Here is a 14588-nt window from a genome sequence, read left to right as displayed (position 1 = left end):
GGCTGTTCGCCGGCAAGCCGGCTCCTACTATTGGGAGTCCTTGAGGGTGGGCACATCGCCGTGGCTGAGCATGCGACTCAGTTCGTCCACACGCGTGGCGATGTCACCGATGCGCTGGTGGCTGTGCAGATCGACGTCGATCTTCTTGTGCATGACCTTGATCAGCGGCAGGAAGCTGTTCTCCAGATGCTCGGAGAGGTTTTCCAGCACCGCGCGCAGGTCATGCTGCTGCGCGGGCCGGGCCAGGCCGCGTACGCCTTCCACCAGATCGTTGAGCTGGGCCACGACCCGGGTGCCGACATCGCTGTCGCTGCCGCCCATGGAGCGGTTACGCACGAAGTCGCGCTTGATCTGGGTCCAGCGTTCGCTCTGCTCCGGGGTCTGGTTACCGCGCAGTTCGGCGAGCTTGAGCAGGTTTTCCTCGGCGCCAGTGGTCAGCAACTGGGATTCGCCCTGGTAGTGGTCGGCCAAGAGTTGCAGGAGCTCGGCGTCGTTCATCACCGCCGAGATCTTCTCGGCCATCTTGTTCATGTTGCGGTAGCTGCCCTGCAGCTTGAACGGTGGCTCGCTGCGGTACTGGTCGGCCTGGGCGGCGCTGGCGATGTACTGCTGGTTGACCCGCAGCACCACGTCGCGCACCTGCATCAGGCGTTGCAGGGTGGTGGTGATTTCGTTGATCTCGGCGCCGCTGTAGCTGTGGCTCAGTTCGTTGCTGGAGAAGGCCTTGCCCTCGGCCTTGGCGACGAAGCGGTAGACATCGGCCATGTCGCGGGTGGCCAGGGGCGCCAGCACCGGGTTGGAGGTCAGGCCGTTCTCGATGTAACTCAGGGCGAAGGCTTCCTGCATGCCGCCCAGGGTGTCGCCGAGGTTATAGATGTCGGCCCGGTTGGCCAGCATGTCGGGGATCTTGAACACCTCGCCGGACTCGGTGTACGGGTTGCCCGACATCACCACGCAGAACTTCTTGCCGCGCATGTCGTAGGTCTTGGTGCGGCCTTTCCACACGCCTTCGATGCGCCGGGTGCCATCGCACAGCGAGATGAATTTCTGCAGGAATTCCGGGTGGGTGTGCTGGATGTCGTCGACATAGAGCATCACGTTGTTGCCCATCTCCAGGGCCAGGTTGAGTTTCTCCAGTTCCTGGCGCGAAGTAGCGTCCGGTGCCTGGGCCGGGTCCAGGGAACGCACCTGGTGACCCAGGGCCGGGCCGTTGATCTTCATGAAGATCAGGCCCAGACGGTGCGCCACGTATTCCATCAGGGTGGTCTTGCCGTAGCCCGGTGGCGAAATCAGCATCAAGAGGCCCATCAGGTCAGTGCGCTTGTTCTCGCCCACGGTGCCCATCTGCTTGGCCAGGTTGTCGCCGATAAAACCCAGGTACACATCGTTGATCAGCTTGTTGCGCACGAACGAGCTCAGCGGCCGCGGCTTGAATTCGCTCAGGCGCAGGGCCGAGCGCTCACGGCTGATGATGCCCTGGCGCAGCGCCTGGTAGCGCTGCAGGCCGGGCAGGAACTGTTCGCGGTGGGCCCGCAGGCGGGCAAAGAAACCATCCACGGTGAGGGACAGGCTGCGCTCGTGAATGCGTGGGTGTTCGCCCATCAGGTTGTCGACCTTGAACCGCAGGTCGACTTCAGTGATGCGTTTGGCAAAGTCTTCCCGCAGCAGCGACAGGGCCACCGCCTCGGGCACGTAGTCGGCCCACTCGGCGAACTCGCCCTCGGCGCACAGGGCCGAGAGCCAGTTCTCGGTCAATTCCCACTGAGCAGCAGGCCGCTCCACCAGCCGCGCCAGGGCCTGCTGGTAGTCGTCCCACATCCGCGCGCCCTGCAGACGCAAGGTCAGGGCTTCCTGCAGTTGCTTGGCGTATTTGCTGAAGGTGAATTCGATGCGTTCTGCGGCCAGTTCCTGAACCAGGTACTCGGCGGCCTCCGGCAACAGCTCGGCGGCCAGGGTGAAGGCGTGCTGCTGATGCCAGTCACTCAGTGCCGCGAGGATTTCCTCCTGCAACTGCAGCAAGCCTTCACGACGCCCGAACAGCTGCTGAATATGCCGGCTGGTGCGCGCCCGCTCGACCCATTGCTGCGGTTGCGGCTGGTGCTGCTGGCGGCCCCAGAACAGCGTGGCGAAGGCCCGCGCCGCCGCGCCGAAGCGCAGCAGGCCGGCGCTGTCGCGCAGCGGTAGCAGTTGCAACAGGATCGCCGCCGCATCGTGATCGTGAATGCCCTTTTCGTAGCCTTCCTTGTAGCGCGGCGCGGCGAAGTCGCGGATCACCCGCGCCAATTCCTCAGGCTGCGCCAGCAAGGGTTTCAGGCTTTCCAGGCTCAAGCCTTCCGCGCCGCGGTCGGCAGCATCCAGCACTTGCCCGGCCAGGTACTCGGCGCGGTACAGCTGGGCCGATTCCGACTCCAGGGCCACCTGCCAGAAGTCGCGCAGGGCTTCCAGCTCGGGGTCGCGCAGAGGTTCGAGGAAATCCGTGCCGGTGAGGTGCAGGTGCAGTTCGTCGCCCCGGGGCATCAGGGTCAGGTCCAGCTCCTGGGTGTTGACGCTGAAACGGTGGCGCGGCCCCAGCTTGATAACGTTGCCGCCCTCTTCGAACAGCTCGGTCTTGTCGCGCAGGGCCCGTACGGCCTGATCCCGGGCGCCCTTGAGGCGCGACTCGACGTCGTCAGCCTTGACGCTGTCCTTGAGCTCGCGCAGGCGCTCGGCCAGCTCCCGCAGCTTGAGGATCAGCGGGTCGGCGGCGAAGAACGCATTGAGCTCCTCGGCCTGGGTGAACTTGGCGGTGCGCCGGCCGAGGCTGTCGAGAATCCGCCGCGCGGCATCCAGCAGGCCCTGGGCCTTGCGCTGGCGCTCGTCGAGCAGCGATTGCTTGTGGGCCTCGAAGGTTTCCAGCAACTCCTCGCGCTTGCCGAGGATGTCGCCGAGGAATTGTTCGTGATCGCCGAAGCGGCTTTCCAGTTCCTCAAGCTGCACCAGCAGCCGCGACAGCTGCTCGTCGCAACGCTCGGGGTCCTGGGCCTGGGCCAGGGCATTGGTGATGCCCTGGCTGAAGAGTTTGAACTGGGCCCCGAACTGGGCCACGGTTTCGGTCGAGCCCAGGCCCTTGCGCCGCTGTTCGGCACGGGCCTTGGCCTGGTTCAGGCGGGCGTAGATCTGCGAGATGGATTCGATGATCCGGGTGCGCTGGGTGGCGTCATCGATCTGCAACGAGGCCATCAGGCTCGACAGCATGTCCAGGTCGCCAGCCATGGCTTGCAGAGCGCCCAGGGGCTCGCTGAGCTGGGCCACGGTTTCGGCTTTCTGCGCCTGGGCGTCCAGGGTTTCCAGCTGAGTGACGAAGGGCTGCAGGGCCTGATCGCTGGCCAGGAAGGTCGCGGTGCCGGCGGCGGTGCGTTCCTGGGCCTTGAGCAAATCGGCTTCCATGGCGTCGATGCGCGCCACGTCGATGTAGCGGTAGTCGCGAATGGTCAGCAGCAGACCGCGCTGGGCGGTGATGCCGTTAAGGGCATCGACAAAGCTTTGCACCTGATCCCAACTGTCCACCAGCAGGCTGTCGAGCAGGGTTTTCTGCTTGGCCTCGGCGGCCACCATGGCCTGGTCCGACTGACGGCGGATGCTTTCGACTTTCTCGTATTCGTCGAGCACCAGCTCGGAGGTGGAAGCCACCTCACGCAGCAGCGGCGCCAACCCGTCAAGTTCGGCACTGCCCAACCAGTGGTACACATCGAACAGGCGCCGGGTGTTCTGGCACAGCAACGAATAACGCTGCACCGACACCGCCGGGGTGTCGATCTCGCGGCACAGATCGTAGAGATCGGAGACGCTGCGCACCAGTTCGGCATTGCCAATGCGCCCCAGGAAACCGCTGCGGGTCGGTTGCCGCGCAGCGTATTCCTCGGTGAAGAACGGCGTCTGCCAGATCTGCATCGGATGCACCCGGGTCGGCTCTTCGCCCTCGGCGGCGAAGATCACCATGTGGCCGTCTTCCAGACGCGCATAGCCGTGGCCGAACAGCGGGTTCTGCAACTGACGGTTGATCATGTTGTAGGTCAGCAGCACCGAGCGGCCCTGCTCCGGGTGGTAGAAGATGTACTGCACATCTTCACCGTTGGGCGAGCGCACCGAGCGCTTGAAGCGCATGCCTTCCATGGACTGTTCGAAGGTCTTGTACTCGCCGCTTTGCAGGTAGTAACCGCCGGGGAAGATGATCCCGTGGTCTTCCGGCAACTGCACGCAGGCCAGGCCGATGGCGTCGATGCGCTCTACCTGGCGAGTCAGGCTGTTGAACACCAGGTAGCGCCACTGCTCTTCGCGGTACGGCAGGACCTTGAGCAGGATCAGGCTGCCCAGGCGGGCGAATTCGATCTGCGAGTCGTCCAGGGACTGGGTCTTGTCCAGCACCTCTTCGCGGTAGATGCCCAGGCCCGACTCGGTGTTGTTCTCGACCTTGATGGTCAGGTCGCCGCCGATGGTTTCGACGAACACCGTGTCGAGGATGTTCAGGTGCGGGAAGCGGCCTTCGACCACCATCTCGCGGGTGGCCTTCTTCCATTCGAAATCGAAGGGCGCCGGCAGGGCGATATCCCGCTCGCCGCGGTTGTCGATGTAACGGACATCCCGTCCGTCCACCGAGATCGACCAGCGGAACACCCGCACATCGGTGACGCGCTCGCCAATCTGGAAACTCGCCAGCAGCTTGCCGTCACGGATCGCCAGTTGCAGCAGGCGGGTATTCTTGTAATAGGTGTAGAGCTCGTTGAAATCATTGAGGAAGCCCTGGGCAGAAAGGAAACTGCCTTCCAGGGGCACGGGCTCGGCTTCGTAGCCTTCGCCCTCTTCCACCAGCCGGTAGAGGGAAAACACGTCGGCGACGCTGGTTTCCTTCTTCAGGCCGATAAACACGTTGTAGCCGAACAACAGGCAGTCGCCGACCTGGACGATGTCCCGGGCGATGCAATTGTTCTCGGTACGGATGCGCACCCGCCCGACCACTTCCATGCGGCTGTTGCCGAACTCGTCGAGACGCCTCTGGTTGAGGTCGTCGGTGGTGGCCCGCAGGCGCTGGCCCTGGTCCAGCAGGCGCTTGTGCAGCACCTCATAGGCGCCGCCTTCGGCGACGGCCTTGTCCAATACGTCCTGCGGGGGAGTTGCGACTTGAGCGTCCGACATCGTGGCCTTCCTGGATCTACGGCGGTGTGCAAAAAAAGCGGGCTCCTCAAACCTGGAGCCCGGTACCCGACACAAGGCCGGTAGCCGCTGCCGCGGGCTGCGTGCTTGAGGGCCCGAAGGCCCTCAAGGGCTGCGCCTCCTACGGAGTCGGTCGCAGCTTTCGGCAGCGGCTACAGGTGTGTCAGGTGTGGGTCAGGCTTCGGCAGACGGCGCCTCGGCCTTGCGCGAGACGGCAGCGGCGGCCAGTTCAGCGGCAACGGCCGGGGCACCCTTGCCATTGAGCAGGCGTGCCAGGACGTCCTGGACCACCGGGCTCTTGCCCACCACGCCCTCGATGGCCTTGCCCACCGACAGCGATTTGGCGAAGGAATTGAAGAAGTCGCCTTCGCCGCCGACGATTTCGATCTTGGCCTTGCTGAGGGCGGCGGACAGCACTTCGGCCTGGTCCTTGGCGATGTCCTTGTTGGCGGCGATGGCGGCCATCGCTTCCTCGAAGTTCTTCTCCAGTTGCATGCGGAACTCTTCGTGCTGGCGAGCGCTGTCGCTGAGGGAATCCAGGGCACCGAACTTCTTGCCCAGGCCTTCGGCTTCGGCGTTCAGACGCTGCAGCAGCACTTCGGCTTCGGCCGAACCCAGGTCCTTGGTGGCCTTGGCCTTGGCCGCGCCCAGTTGCTCTTCGCCACGGGCTTGAGCACCGAGCTTCTCTTCCATGACCTTGGCTTCCGCCAGGCCGTCCTTCTCTTTGGCAGCCGCCTGGGCTTCCATGACGCGGGCGTCGGCCAGGCCTTTTTCCTGCTCGCCGCGAGCTTCGGCAATCAGCTGCTCGGTGCGTACGCGGGCTTGAGCCAGGCCTTCTTTTTCCTGGGCCGCTGCGGTGATTTCCAGCACGCGGGCATCGGCCAGACCAGGCGCGGCGCGCTCGGCTTCCAGGCCTTCGGCCAGACGCTTCTTGGCTTCGGCCTGTTTGGCCGCCGCTTCCAGTTCGGCCTGGGCCAGGTTGTTGATTTCCACGGCCTTGTGCTTGGAACGAGTCTCGTCGGCTTCGGCCTGTTTGACCTGACGCACCAGATCCTGCTCGGCTTCGGCCTGGGCCTGGATCACCACCACTTGCTTGGCGCGTTCGGCTTCGGAAATTTCGCGCACTTCCTTGATCCGCTCTTCTTCCTGGGCCACGGTCTTCTCGACCGCTACCCGCTCACGAATCACGGTGGCGATGTTCTTGCGCTGCTCTTCCAGAGCCTTTTCTTTCTCGATGCGCTGCAGTTCCACTTCACGCTCGCGGGCCACTACTTCCAGGTCCTTGGCGCGGGTGACTTTCTCCACTTCGATGACCACCGCACGCTGACGGTTCTGCTGGGCCACTTCGACTTCGCGCTGATGGTTCTCGGTGCGCACGTCGATTTCCTGCTGCGACTGAATGCGTGCTTGCTCGGCCTTCAGGCGCTCTTCTTCCTTGACCTTGGCGGTCTCGGCTTCCTCGCGGGCGCGGATGGTTTCGATCTCGCGCTTCTGCCGCGCTTCGGCATCGGCCTGCTGGCGTTCGAGGGACAGCGAGGCTTCGCGGGTCTCGACGTTTTTCTTCTGGATCGCCAGTTCCTGGTTGCGCTCCAGTTCGTTGGTGATGACGTTCTGCGCCGCGGTCAGCTCGGTGATCTTGCGGATACCTTCGGCGTCGAGGATGTTGCTCGGGTCCAGGGAGTGCTTGGCGGTCTGCTCCAGGTAGTCGATGGCCACGTCTTCCAGCACATAGCCGTTGAGGTCGTTGCCGATGATCTCGATGATGCGGTCGCGGAAGTCCTGGCGGTTCTCGAACAACTGGACGAAGTCGAACTGCTTGCCCACGGTCTTCAGCGCTTCGGAGAACTTGGCGTTGAACAGCTCGTTGACCGCGGCGCGGTCGGAGGCACGGTCGACACCGATGGCCTTGGCCACCTTGAGCACGTCTTCCTGGGTTTCATTGACCCGCAGGTAGAAAGCCACGGTGATGTCGGCGCGCATGTTGTCGCGGCAGATCAGACCATCCTTGGCCCGACGGTCGACTTCCAGGGTGATCAGCGAGATCCGCATGAACTCCTTGAGGTGGATGACCGGGTACACCAGGGCGCCGGTGAAGTGCACCTTGGGCGTCGAGGACATGTCGTTGACGATCAGCGCCGTGCCTTGGGGGACCTTGATATAGAAGGCCTTGAACAGGGCCAGCAGGCCGAAGACCACCAGAACGACGAGGCCGATCCCGAGCAGGATGGGCAGCAGCGACGGTAAATTCATGCAATCAATCTCCTTTGATTCTGAGGAAGCCCGGGCTCAGAGGCCGCGAAACTCGTCCTCGGTAATGACCCGATAGGCGTGTTGCGCCTCCAGATACTCCAGTAACACGACGCGATCGCCGCGTTTGAAAGCTCGCGCCTCATCGGCACGCACACGCAGGATCAGGCCCGCGCCGCCGTTCTCGAGCACGGCTTCGCCGTGTTCCAGGGTGACTCTGCCGCTGCGTACCACGGCGGTCTGCCCCAGCACCGACTGGCTGCTGGTGGCTTCCATCTTGTGAAACAACGGACGCAGCGGGCGGCAGATGGCCGCGCTGATGGGGGCCGCCAGAAACAGCGCAACCACAGCCAGCAACAGGCCCAGGGGATAGCGCAGCCAACCCAGGGGCAGGTGGCAGAGGACGTAGAGTTCGGCGAAATAGGTCAGGAACCAGCTGAAGAACATCAGCAGGGTCAGCACCAGGGTGACCGGCACCCCGTTGAGCTTGAACTTGATCAGCAGCCCGGCCAGGCCTTCAGTGGCATGGCCGCCTTCGAGCAGCGAATCAGCCTCGAAGTCCAGCAGATCGACTTCGAGCATGCCCATGGCCACCACGGCCCAGTAGATCACCGCCAGGCAGAGCATGAAGCTGAACAGCACTGTGGGGAACGACAACACTGTCTGCAGGAAGATTTCCATTGCTTTCCTATCCCTGAAAAAGCCGGGCAAGGCCCATCGGCCCCGCCCCTACAACACAACGATGAATCAGGACTTGTTGCGATCCTTGAGGCGCGCCAGCACGCTGTCGGCGCTGGTGCTGCCGGCGACGATCCCGGCCTCGCGCAACTTGGCGTCCAGGGCATCGTCGGGGTTGCTGGTGCTGGCCAGCTCCGCTGCGGCTTCCATCTTCGCCGCACGCTCGGCCTGCTTCTGCTTGATCCGCTCCAGGGACTCCACCGCGGTGTGCAGCTTGCTCTGCGAGCCGCCGTAGCGCTGGGCCACGGCCTGCTGAGCCTTCTGCACGCTCTCGGTGGCCTTGACGGTATCCACCTGTTGTTTCAGATGTTTGATATTGCCTTCGGCCTGGGTCACGGCCTTGCGCAACTGGGCCACGCTGGCGGCAAAGCCATCGGCCTGCTCGCGCTCGACCGCCAGGTCATTTTCCAGATTGGCGATCTTCTGCGCCACTTCCTGGGCAAGATTTTCATTACCCGCTTCCAGGGCCTTGAGGGCGTAGCTTTCATACTCGGCGATCTTCGCCGCGCTGCCATTGGCGCGCTCGGCGGCGAGTTTCTGCCGAGCCATGATTTCGGCCAGGGCTTCCTTGGACTTGCGCAGTTCCTGGTCGGCGTCGCGGATTTCCTGATCGAGAATCCTCAAGGCCTGGCTGTCCACCATGGCTTCGCCCGCCTCATTGGCGCCACCGCGCAGGGCGGTAAGCAACTTGCTCCATACGTTCATGTGCATTCCTCCAGGTCAGGCCTGAGCCTTCAGGTAGCCTTCATAGGCTTCGGTAGCCCTGATCACGTTGCTGGCCAGGGTTTCGATCTCGTAAAGCACGTTGGAGAGGATCGAGGTGGCGCTGAGCGCACCGAACATCATGTAGAAGCGCTCGCCGCCCAAGCCGGTTTCCAGACCGATGCTCGACAGCGGGAACAACTGGCGGCTGAGCAGCACTTCTTCATTGAAGGCTTGCACATCGGTGACTTCGCTTTGCGGCCAGAGCAGGGCTTCGACCAGGATCTGCTCGCCGGACAGGGCGACGAACAGCGGCAGGTCGCCGTATTCGCGCATGGTCACGTGCAAGCTCGGTTCGGCGCCTTCAAGCAGTTCAATGCTGGCTTCGCCGCTGCTGAACAACTCGGTGGCCATCAGGGCCTGGCACAGCGATCGGGCATTCCAGATCTGCGGCATGCTCATTTCTCCATCCTTTTCCACAGGAGCCAGCCCCTCGGAGGGCTGACGCAGTTTGCGTTCAACCGCCAGCAACGCCTGGGCGTTCTCGGGCAGTATCCAGACTTCCTTTTTCACCAAGCCCTGATCACGCAGGCGCTGGCGGAATAAACGTTGGTAATGGGCTGAGGATTTGTTTTCCATGGCGCACAGACTAGAGCATCACATGTAAGACTTTCAATTCATCACATGTAATTTTTTAAAGGGGTATTTGTAACAATAGTTTTCTATCGACCAGCTCGGAACAAAACGTCGAACCTGTCACGGGCCATAGACCAGATCGAAGGATTTGCAACCACCCTTCTCATGAAAGGCGCCATTAAACCCGCCACCCAAGAGAATGAGAAGCACAATTATCCCGCCATCGACCTGCAAATAATGAATGAAGGCCACCGTCCAGCGCTGCCTTAATGGCAACCAATGGTCTAGGCTAGGCGGATTTTCCTGCCCAGCGGATGCCCCATGAACAGCCTCAGCAAGCCCCTCGCCGGATTGAAAGTGATCGAACTCGGCACCCTGATCGCCGGCCCCTTCGCCTCGCGTATCTGCGCCGAGTTCGGTGCCGAGGTGATCAAGGTCGAGTCTCCGGACGGCGGCGATCCGCTGCGCAAGTGGCGCAAGCTGTATGAAGGCACTTCGCTGTGGTGGTTCGTCCAGGCCCGCAACAAGAAATCCCTGACCCTGAACCTCAAGCATCCCGAAGGCCTGGCGGTGCTCAAGCAACTGCTGGCCGAAGCCGACATCCTGATCGAAAACTTCCGCCCCGGGGTCCTGGAAAAGCTCGGCCTGGGCTGGGACGTGCTGCACGCCCTCAACCCCAAACTGGTGATGGTGCGCCTGTCGGGCTTCGGCCAGACCGGCCCGATGAAGGACCAGCCGGGCTTCGGCGCGGTGGGCGAATCCATGGGCGGCCTGCGCTATATCACCGGCTTCGAGGATCGTCCGCCGGTACGCACCGGGATTTCCATTGGCGACTCCATCGCGGCCCTGTGGGGCGTGATCGGCGCGCTGATGGCCCTGCGTCATCGCGAGGTCAACGGCGGCCAGGGGCAAGTGGTGGACGTGGCGCTGTACGAGGCGATCTTCGCCATGATGGAAAGCATGGTTCCGGAGTTCGATGTGTTCGGTTTTATCCGCGAGCGCAGCGGCAACATCATGCCCGGCATCACCCCGTCTTCGATCCACACCAGCGCCGATGGCAAGCATGTGCAGATCGGCGCCAACGGCGATGCGATCTTCAAGCGCTTCATGCTGCTTATCGGCCGCGACGACCTGGCCAACGATCCCGCCCTGGCCAGCAACGACGGACGCGATACCCGCCGCGATGAACTCTATGGCGTGATCGACCGCTGGGTGGCCTCCCTGCCCCTGGACCAGGTACTGCAGCAGCTGAATCAGGCTGACGTCCCGGCGAGCCGGATCTTCAGCGCCGAGGACATGTTCCACGACCCGCAGTTCCTCGCTCGGGAAATGTTCCTCCAGGCCAAGCTGCCCGACGGCAAGCCCTTCAAGATGCCCGGCATCGTGCCGAAACTCTCTGAGACACCCGGCTCCGCGGACTGGGTCGGCCCCGAGCTCGGCGAGCATTCGACAGAAGTCCTGGCGAGCCTGGGCTACAGCAGCGAACAGATCCAACACTTGCGCAACTCTGGGGCGATCTAAGCTGAAAAACCGGTTTTCCATCAGCGCCCTGCCCGGCGCCCATCCACCCTTCCTACGCCGTCGCCTTAGGTGCTGCGTGACGTTTCTGCTCGCCCTGCTGTGGCTGCCGAACGCCTTCAGCGAACCCAAGGAGACGCTGTTCTGGCTGCTGCGAGACCTGCCGCCACTGAGCATTTTCGAGGGCGAGCAGAAAGGACAAGGGGTTATCGACCTGCTGATGCCGCAACTGATCGCCAGCCTGCCGGAGTACCAACAACAGATAGTGCGGGTCAATCGCGCCCGGGGCATGCAGATGCTGCGCGAGCCGACCTTCGTTTGCGACCCGTCGCTGATCATGAACAAGGAACGCGAACAGTGGGTGACCTTCTCCATCACCAGCTTCCGGGTCCTGAGCAATGGCCTGGTGATCCGCCGCGCCGACCATGAACACCTGACCCCGTTCGTCCGGGAGGGCAAGGTCGATCTGCGCGCCCTGCTCGCCAGCGGCCAGGAAAAAGTCGGAGTGGTTGCCGAGCGCAGCTATGGCCAGCAAGTCGATAACCTGCTGCATGCAGCCCCCGCGGACTCGGTCAATGCCCACCACGGCAACGACGCCCTGGGCAGCCTGTTGCAGATGCAGCGCCTGGGGCGCCTGCGTTTGTTGCTGGGCTACTGGCCGGAGATTCGCTACCAGGCAATGCAGCAAGGCATGGACCCGCAGGAGCTGGAGTTCTATCCGATCCAGGGCACCCAGCAGTATCAGGAGATCCATATCGGCTGCAGCAAGACCGCCCAAGGGCGACAAGCCATAGCCCGGATCAACCAGGCCCTGCTCAAGCTGCGTGAGGATCGCCTGGTTGAGCTGTATGCCGCCTGGCTGGAGCCCGAGATGCGTGACCAATACCGTGCCGACGCCCGGGCCTATTTCCGCGATCTGCACGACCACTGACAAATTCCGGGCAAAAAGAAACCCCGAGAAGTGGGGAGACGACTCGGGGTTAAACGCGGTCTTTGACGACCGGTATCAGCCGGCTACAAGCACCGGAGCACAATGCCTGATCCTGCTGATACTGAGTCTGACTGACCGGGTGACAGGAAGGTTCCGCAAAAATTTGCATCAGTTGCGCTGATCGAACACCTTGCCTTCAGCTGCATGGCGCAACGCGGCGATCACACAGGGTTCCAGCCGGCCTTCGGCGATCAGCACGTCACGGTGCAGACCATCGACTACGTCGGTAAGCAGGCGCTTGTCGGTGAGCTGGGCCTGATTCACCTCACGCTCCAAGACCATGGCGCCAGCCGCGTTCTTCAGGGTCACCAGGCATTCGCCATGGCCGCCGCAAGGCGTCAGTGTGACCTGGTACGGACTCAGCGACTCGCTCAACAAAAGACTGATACTTTCCATCTAGATCACCACTCAATAGCTCGAATTAGAGGTTCGAAAACAAAAATGCCGGTAGCTTTCTGACATTCAAGTGACCATCGCTCAGAGAAGAAAGTTCGCCACACCTACTGCTGCCGACCTGAGTCATTCGAGCATGCACGGGTAACATGACAGATATAAAACGGCCGACCAGGCGCAAACCACGCCGCCGTTGCATTGGAGCCCAAGCTTTGAAAGCAATGTCGAACAACAAATTGCGCATCATCCTTGCCGACGATCACCCGATCTTCCTGATTGGCTTGCGTGCCGTGCTGGAGCAGGACGACAGCCTGGCCATTGTCGGTGAAGCCCGCTCGCCTTCCGCCCTGAGCCAGCTGATGCAGGAAGTCGAGTGCGACGTGCTGGTAACGGATTTCATGATGCCCGAGGAGCAGCAGAACGACGGCCTGCGCCTGATCGAGCAATTGCGCCGGCATCATCCCGACCTGCCCATCGTGGTGGTGACCATGCTCAATCACGCCGGGCTGTTTCGCTCGATCCTAGACCTGGGGGTGATGGGGTTGCTGAGCAAGGCCAGCCTGGCCGATGAACTGCCGTCAGCCATTGCCCATGCGCGACAGCACAAACGCTATGTGGCCCAGGCCATCAGGCGAGCATTGAGCCTTGCCGGTGAAGTGGGACCGGATCGACTGGTCTCCAAGGATCAGTTGTCGCCCCGGGAACTGGAAGTGATCCGCCTGCTGGCCGCCGGCCATGCGGTGGGAACCATCGCCACTCAGCTCAACCGCAGCAAACAGACGGTCAGCGCGCAGAAAGTCAGCGCCATGCGCAAACTGGGCCTGGCCAGCGAAGCCGCGCTGTACATCTATGTCCAGGAACACGGGCTGTCCTAGGCGCTACGGGCAGCGACCTTAAGCACACAAACCGGCGGCCTGCCCATCCAGGCCATTGCTGCCCACGCCTGGGGTCTCGGCCAACCATTGGCGCATCTGGGCGGCACTCATCGGCGGGGCGATGAAACAACCCTGCAGATGAGCCGCCCCCAGGCCCCTGGCCGCCACACAGTCGGACTCGGTCTCGATACCGGTCACCACCACCCCCAGGGACATGCGTCGCGCCATGTTCATCGCACCGCCGACCAGCGCCCGCTTGCGCTCATCCGCGGCCATGCCGGCGACAAACACCGGAGGGATCTTAAGCTCGGTGAACGGCAACTCCAGCAAGCGCTGCAGGCTGGTTCCACCGGTGCCGAAATCGCCGATGGACAACTTGCAACCAATCATCCGCAGGCGCAGCAGCGCCTCCACATGGGCGGTATCGGTCTGCAGTTGCGTGGTGTCGATGACTTCCAGGGTCAGCATCCGGGCCGGCACTTCGAAGCGCCTCAGCAACGCCTCCAACTGACGGGGGAACAACGGCCGCTCAAGGATGCCGGTGGGAATGTTCACGGCAACCGGCAGCCAGTAGCCCAGCACCAGTTTCACCCCGGCCACCAGTTCCAGTGCCTGCTCCAGCATGTGCCAGGTGAAGACCTCTTGCAGGCCGGCGAACTCGATCAGCGGAAGAAATTCGCCAGGCATCAGCAGACCCCGCTCGGGATGCTGCCAGCGCGCTAGCGCCTCGACACCTTGAAGCTCGCCATGCTCATGGATGACCGGCTGAAAATGCGCAACCCCACAACCCAGCACCGCCGCCAGCCCCTCATCCTGAGTCACGTCCTCGAAGACAAAGGGCTCAAGGCCCAGCAAGTCCCGGAGCAATGTCTGGTTCAATTCGGGGCCGGCTGCCCTGGCGTGCTGTTGATAGGCACAGAGCAAGTCGCCGAGCACCGCAGCCGAAGCCGGCTTGGGCAGGCATGCGAGCACTTTCAAGCCCAGCTCGCGAGCCATGCCAGCTGTACCTTCAAGGACATCCGGCTCTGCGTCGCTGAGAATGATCAGGGCCTTGGCCAGTTGCTGCTGGGCCAGTTCGCGGATCAACTCCAGGCCATCGGTCTGCTCCAGGTACAGATCGCAGATGGCGATATCCACCGGCCCCTTGCTGTCCAGCGAGCGCCGCGCGGACTCCTGGTTCTCGGCGGTCAGCACGTTGAAGACACCATTGGCGTTGAGCATCTGGTGCAAGGCCATCAATTGGAACGAGTTGTCTTCGAGAATCAGCACTTTTAGCGAATGCATGGGGGCAACCTCCG

The 14588-nt window shown here is 62.7% G+C and carries 10 protein-coding genes; 3 read left to right on the top strand and 7 right to left on the bottom strand.

Going from position 1 to position 14588, the window contains the following annotated elements; translation table 11 throughout:
• Positions 1-27 precede the first annotated feature (27 nt).
• The 5 genes from PQT43_RS01950 to bacA all read right to left on the bottom strand — a co-directional run bounded on the left by PQT43_RS01950 (position 28) and on the right by bacA (position 9516).
• A complete protein-coding gene (locus PQT43_RS01950; RefSeq protein ID WP_272753442.1) occupies positions 28-5172 on the bottom strand; it encodes a DNA repair ATPase in 5145 nt (1714 codons plus the stop codon).
• Between the two features lie 192 nt (positions 5173-5364).
• A complete protein-coding gene (locus PQT43_RS01945; RefSeq protein WP_102861315.1) occupies positions 5365-7440 on the bottom strand; it encodes a flotillin family protein in 2076 nt (691 codons plus the stop codon).
• A 36-nt stretch (positions 7441-7476) separates the two neighbouring features.
• A complete protein-coding gene (locus PQT43_RS01940) occupies positions 7477-8118 on the bottom strand; it encodes an OB-fold-containig protein (RefSeq protein WP_272753441.1) in 642 nt (213 codons plus the stop codon).
• Between the two features lie 66 nt (positions 8119-8184).
• On the bottom strand, positions 8185-8880 hold the full coding sequence (locus PQT43_RS01935; protein WP_102861313.1) for a PspA/IM30 family protein: 696 nt from the start codon (positions 8878-8880) through the stop codon (positions 8185-8187).
• A 15-nt stretch (positions 8881-8895) separates the two neighbouring features.
• Positions 8896-9516: a biofilm formation regulator BacA gene (bacA, locus tag PQT43_RS01930; RefSeq protein WP_102878507.1), complete on the bottom strand. Its 621-nt coding sequence runs from the start codon at positions 9514-9516 to the stop codon at positions 8896-8898.
• Between the two features lie 318 nt (positions 9517-9834).
• Between bacA and PQT43_RS01925 the strand changes: the two genes are divergently transcribed.
• Together PQT43_RS01925 and PQT43_RS01920 are read left to right on the top strand one after the other, a co-directional pair.
• Positions 9835-11034 carry a CaiB/BaiF CoA transferase family protein gene (locus PQT43_RS01925; protein WP_102861311.1) on the top strand — a complete coding sequence of 400 codons (1200 nt, stop codon included), beginning with the start codon at positions 9835-9837 and terminating at the stop codon, positions 11032-11034.
• A 76-nt stretch (positions 11035-11110) separates the two neighbouring features.
• The gene (locus PQT43_RS01920; RefSeq protein WP_420793963.1) at positions 11111-11962 is read left to right on the top strand and encodes a TIGR02285 family protein; all 852 of its coding nucleotides are present in this window, start codon (positions 11111-11113) and stop codon (positions 11960-11962) included.
• Between the two features lie 168 nt (positions 11963-12130).
• Here the strand turns inward: PQT43_RS01920 and PQT43_RS01915 are convergent, their stop codons facing one another.
• On the bottom strand, positions 12131-12418 hold the full coding sequence (locus PQT43_RS01915; RefSeq protein WP_102861309.1) for a DUF3509 domain-containing protein: 288 nt from the start codon (positions 12416-12418) through the stop codon (positions 12131-12133).
• Between the two features lie 218 nt (positions 12419-12636).
• Here PQT43_RS01915 and PQT43_RS01910 point away from each other — a divergent pair, with 218 nt between their 5' ends.
• Positions 12637-13290, top strand: coding sequence for a response regulator transcription factor (locus tag PQT43_RS01910; protein ID WP_170001088.1), 654 nt, complete (start codon positions 12637-12639; stop codon positions 13288-13290).
• 18 nt (positions 13291-13308) lie between these two features.
• Here the strand turns inward: PQT43_RS01910 and PQT43_RS01905 are convergent, their stop codons facing one another.
• Positions 13309-14574, bottom strand: coding sequence for an EAL domain-containing response regulator (locus tag PQT43_RS01905; protein ID WP_102878504.1), 1266 nt, complete (start codon positions 14572-14574; stop codon positions 13309-13311).
• Between the last annotated feature and the right edge of the window lie 14 nt (positions 14575-14588).

The organism is Pseudomonas sp. BLCC-B112 (assembly GCF_028550695.1).
In the GTDB taxonomy this organism is placed as follows: Bacteria; Pseudomonadota; Gammaproteobacteria; order Pseudomonadales; family Pseudomonadaceae; genus Aquipseudomonas; species Aquipseudomonas danubii.
This window is presented reverse-complemented; position numbering and strand designations above follow the sequence as displayed.

Coding starts and splice junctions, on each gene's coding strand:
- PQT43_RS01945 (WP_102861315.1), bottom strand. CDS start 7,440: ATGAATTTACCGTCGCTGCTGCCCATCCTGCTCGGGATCGGCCTCGTC.
- PQT43_RS01910 (WP_170001088.1), top strand. CDS start 12,637: ATGTCGAACAACAAATTGCGCATCATCCTTGCCGACGATCACCCGATC.
- PQT43_RS01905 (WP_102878504.1), bottom strand. CDS start 14,574: ATGCATTCGCTAAAAGTGCTGATTCTCGAAGACAACTCGTTCCAATTG.
- PQT43_RS01925 (WP_102861311.1), top strand. CDS start 9,835: ATGAACAGCCTCAGCAAGCCCCTCGCCGGATTGAAAGTGATCGAACTC.
- PQT43_RS01940 (WP_272753441.1), bottom strand. CDS start 8,118: ATGGAAATCTTCCTGCAGACAGTGTTGTCGTTCCCCACAGTGCTGTTC.
- PQT43_RS01915 (WP_102861309.1), bottom strand. CDS start 12,418: ATGGAAAGTATCAGTCTTTTGTTGAGCGAGTCGCTGAGTCCGTACCAG.
- PQT43_RS01935 (WP_102861313.1), bottom strand. CDS start 8,880: ATGAACGTATGGAGCAAGTTGCTTACCGCCCTGCGCGGTGGCGCCAAT.
- bacA (WP_102878507.1), bottom strand. CDS start 9,516: ATGGAAAACAAATCCTCAGCCCATTACCAACGTTTATTCCGCCAGCGC.
- PQT43_RS01950 (WP_272753442.1), bottom strand. CDS start 5,172: ATGTCGGACGCTCAAGTCGCAACTCCCCCGCAGGACGTATTGGACAAG.